Source organism: Streptomyces sp. NPDC059853 (genome assembly GCF_042731495.1).
Lineage (GTDB): Bacteria > Actinomycetota > Actinomycetes > Streptomycetales > Streptomycetaceae > Streptomyces.
Map to the genome: position 1 here is coordinate 1 of NZ_JBHWJL010000366.1, position 4,585 is coordinate 4,585.

2 protein-coding genes are annotated in these 4,585 nt (G+C 73.7%); one reads left to right on the top strand and one right to left on the bottom strand.

Features of this window, described 5'->3' with window-relative positions; genetic code table 11:
* The coding region (locus ACFV5N_RS24980; RefSeq protein ID WP_385603970.1) for a sodium-dependent transporter at positions 1–1,402 on the bottom strand (1,402 nt) is incomplete at its 3' end.
* A 133-nt stretch (positions 1,403–1,535) separates the two neighbouring features.
* Between ACFV5N_RS24980 and ACFV5N_RS24985 the strand changes: the two genes are divergently transcribed.
* A partial coding sequence (locus ACFV5N_RS24985; protein ID WP_385603973.1) for a PDZ domain-containing protein occupies positions 1,536–4,585 on the top strand: 3,050 nt, incomplete at its 3' end.

Genomic DNA, 4,585 nt, shown 5'->3' on the forward strand with positions numbered 1-4,585 from the left:
GGAAGGAGGTCGGCAGGTCCTCGTAGTTCTCCCGGAATTCGTTGATCAGGCTGTCGACCATCATCCAGCCGAGCACGACCGGGGTGATGACGCCCAGGCACAGCTTCCACCAGCGGCCCAGCAGGACCGCCGAGGTGGCGTCGGCGTTGCGCTGGAGCATCGGCAGCTTGCGCGCGATCCAGCTGATCATCACGAGCAGCACCAGGCCGGCCAGCGCGATGCCGTACTGGTTGATGAAGTGGTCGGCGGCGTCCAGGAAGTACAGCCCGCCGTCGGTGGAGAACAGCAGGACGGACACCACGCCGGTGGCGCCGCCGACGGCCAGCACCGCGCTGGTGCGGCTGATGCCGGTGCGGTCCTCCACGGCGGCGACGATGACCTGCACGATGCTGATCAGCGAGGTGAGCCCGGCGATCACCAGCGACCCGAAGAACAGCACGCCGAACGCCTGGCCGAACCACATCTCCGAGACGATCTGCGGGAAGGCCACGAACGCCAGCCCCACGCCGCCGCTGACCACGTCCTCGACCCCGACGCCCGCCTGGGCGGCCATGAAGCCGAGGGTGGCGAAGACACCGATGCCGGCCAGGATCTCGAAGGAACTGTTGGCGAACCCGGCCACCATCGCCGAACCGGTGAGGTCGGAGCGGCGGTTGAGGTAGGAGGCGTAGGTGATCATGATGCCGAAGCCGATGGACAGCGAGAAGAAGATCTGCCCGTAGGCCGCCACCCACACGCTGCCGTTGGTGAGCGCGCTCCAGTCCGGCTGGAACAGCGCGTTCAGCCCGTCCGTGGCGCCGTCCAGGGTCACCGCGCGGATCACCAGGACGCCGAAGAACACCAGCAGCAGCGGGATGAAGATCTTGTTCGCCCGCTCGATGCCGCGCCGCACGCCGAGACCCAGGATGACGAGCGCCACCACCCAGATGAAGATGAGCGGCCAGGCCACGCCGGGGACGAACGCGCTGATGGTGCCGGGCTCGTCGGCGGCCTTCAGGAAGTCGTTGAAGAAGAAGCCGTTCGGATCGTCGCCCCACGCCTTGGTGAAGGAGAAACCGATGTACCGCAGCGACCAGGCCAGGATCACCGCGTAGTAGGTGGCGATCACGAAGCAGATCGCGACCTGCCACCAGCCGATGGCCTGCGTGGGCCGGTAGAGCGCGCGCAGCGCGGCCGGTGGCGAGGCCCGGTATTTGCGGCCGATCGTGTATTCGAGAATCAGCAGCGGAATTCCGGCGGTCAGCAGCGCGATGAGATACGGCAGCAGAAACGATCCGCCCCCGTTGTCAAAGGCGACTTTGGGGAAGCGCCAGATGTTTCCGAGGCCGATGGCTGACCCGATCGCGGCCAAGAGGAACCCGAGCCGGGTCCCCCATTGTTCGCGCGGCGGCTGGTCCGTCATGGTTCGAGCGTCCTTATCGTCCCTGTACAACTGCGCGAACCGTACCAGTGTGATGAATGTACGGCATCAGACGTCCGGCCAGGGGACGCAATCACCCGTGACAGGCCGCGGAAGGCCCGCTACGTTCCGGTGGATGACCTTGCCTTTCTACGCACGCTTCCCCCACGTGCACGGAGAATGGGTGACCTTCGTCGCCGAGGACGACATCTGGGTGGCCCCGGCCGACGGCGGCCGGGCCCGCAGGCTCACCACCGACCACGCCCCCGCGAGCCACCCCCGGATATCCCCGGACGGCCGCCACATCGCCTGGACCTCCCGGCGGGACGGCGCCCCCGAGGTCTACGCCGCCCCGTTCGAGGGCGGCCCGGCCCGGCGGCTCACCTGGTGGGCCCACGACGAGACCCAGGTACGCCGCTGGCACGGCCCCGGCGAGATCATCGCCCTCAGCGGCACCGGCCAGCCCGACGCCCGCTGGACCTGGGCACGCGCCGTCCCGCTGGACGGCGGACCCGCCCGCACCCTGCCCTACGGCTCGGTCGGCGACGTGGCGTACGGCCCCGGCGGCGCCGTCCTGCTGCGCACCGGGCGGATGGGCCGCAACCGCGACGCCGCCGGCTGGAAGCGCTACCGGGGCGGCGCCGCCGGGAAACTCTGGCTCGACCCGGACGGCGGCGGCACCTTCGACCGGGTGCACACCGGCCTGGACGGCAACATCGAGTACCCGCAGTGGGTCGGCGACCGCATCGCCTTCCTCTCCGACCACGAGGGCACCGGCGCCCTGTACTCCTCGCGCCCCGACGGCACCGGGCTGCGCCGGCACACCCCGCTCGGCGGCGCCTACGCCCGGCACGCGGCCGGCGACGGCACCCGCGTGGTGTACGCCGCGCACGGCGAGCTGTGGCTGCTCGACGACCTGGAGGAGGGCACCGGGCCGCGCCCCCTCGCCGTCACCCTCGGCGGCCCCCGCACCGCCCGCCGCCCGCACCACCCGCGCGCCGCCGACCACCTCGCCGCCGCCGTGCCCGACCACACCGGGGACGCCTCCCTGGTGGAGACCCGGGGCATGCTGCATCTGCTGCCGCACGGCCGCGGCCCGGTCCGGGCGCTCGCCGCCGAACCCGGGGTGCGCGCCCGGCTGCCCCGGCTCGTGGCCGGCCTGGCGGTGTGGATCACCGATACGGGCGGCGCCGACGCGCTGGCCGTCCGCCCGGTGGGCCCCGAGGCCGACGGCACCGCGCCCACCCTCATCGGCTCCGGCGAACTCGGCGAGGTCCGCGCCCTGGCGCTCGCCCCCGACGCCGCGACCGCCGCCCTCGCCACCCACGACGGCCGGCTGCTCCTCGCCGACCTCGCCTCCGGCGCCGTACGGGAACTGGACCGCAGCCCGCACGGCCCGATCGCCGACCCGGTGTTCGCCCCGGACTCCGGCTGGCTCGCCTGGTCCCACCCGGGGCCCCAGCCGCTGAGCCGGATCAAGCTCGCCCGGCTCGCCGACGACACCGTCATCGACGCCACCCCGCTCCGCTTCCGGGACTACGCGCCCGCCTTCACCCGCGACGGCCGGCACCTCGCCTTCCTCTCCGAACGCAGCTTCGAACCCGCCTACGACAGCCACATCTTCGACCTGTCCTTCCCGGTCGCGGCCCGCCCCCACCTGCTCACCCTGGCCGCCGACGTCCCCTCGCCGCTCGGCCCCGTCCCGCCCGCCCCCGCCACCGGCGACGACCACACCGTCCGGGTCGACACGGAGGGCCTGGACCAGCGGGTGGAGCCGTTCCCCGTCCCGGCCGGCCGCTACAGCGGACTGCGCGCCTGCGAGGACGGCGTGGTGTGGCTCAGCCACCCCGTGACCGGCTTCGAGGGCACCTTCATCACCCTCGGCGAGCCGCCCGCCCCCCACCTCACCCTGCACCGCTTCCCCCTCACCGGGGAGGACACCGCGGCGGCCGAGGAGATCACCAGCGGCGTCTCCGCCGCCGAGGTCAGCGGCGACGGGCGCCGCGCCGTCCTGCACACCGGCGACGGCCTGCGCGTCATCCCGCTCACCCCCGCCGCCGGGGACGAACGCACCCCGGACCTCTCCCGCATCCGGCTCACCGTGGACCCCGCCGCCGAATGGCGGCAGATGTACGACGAGGCGGGCCGGCTGATGCGGCAGCGCTTCTGGCGCGCCGACCTGGCCGGAGTCGACTACACCGCCCACCTGGACCGCTACCGGCCGCTGCTGGACCGGATCGGCGGCCACGACGACCTGGTGGACGTGCTCTGGGAGGTCCAGGGCGAACTCGGCACCTCGCACGCCTACGTCCTGCCCGCCGAACCGCCGGGCGACCAGGGCTGGCTCGGCGCCGACCTGGAGCGGGGCGAGGACGGCGCCTGGCGGGTGGCCCGCGTCCTGCCCGCCGAACCGTCCGACCCGCGCGCCCGCTCCCCGCTGGCCGCCCCCGGCGTGGCCGTCCGCGCCGGGGACACCATCGCCGCCGTCGACGGCCACCGGGTCGATCCGGTGACCGGGCCCGCGCCCCTGCTGGCCGGCACCGCGGGACGTCCCGTCCAGCTCACCGTCCACCCGGCCGACGGCGGCCCGCCCCGCCACCCCGTCGTCGTCCCGCTGCCCGACGAACAGCCGCTGCGCTACCACGCCTGGGTGGCCGGGCGGCGCGCCGAGGTGGCCCGGCTGTCCGGAGGCCGGCTCGGCTATCTGCACATCCCGGACATGATGACCGACGGCTGGGCCCAACTGCACCGCGATCTGCGCGTGGAGACCGAGCGGGACGGGCTGCTGCTCGACGTGCGCGGCAACCGCGGCGGCCACACCTCCCAGCTGGTCGTCGAGCGGCTGGCGCGGCGGGTCCTGGGCTGGGAGTTCCCCCGGCTGAGCGAACCGCACACCTACCCGATGAACGCCCCGCGCGGGCCGCTGGCGTGGCTCGCCGACGAGTACTCCGGCTCGGACGGCGACAAGGTGAACGCGGCGGTCAAGCTGCTCGGCCTCGGCCCGGTGATCGGGGTCCGCACCTGGGGCGGGCTGATCGGGCTCGGTGGCCGGCCCCAGCTCGCGGACGGCACGGGCGTCACCCAGCCCTCGTTCGCGTCCTGGCTGGAGGGCGGCATCGGTTTCGGCGTCGAGAACCACGGCGTGGACCCCGACATCGAGGTGGTGCGCCGCCCGCAGGACTGGGC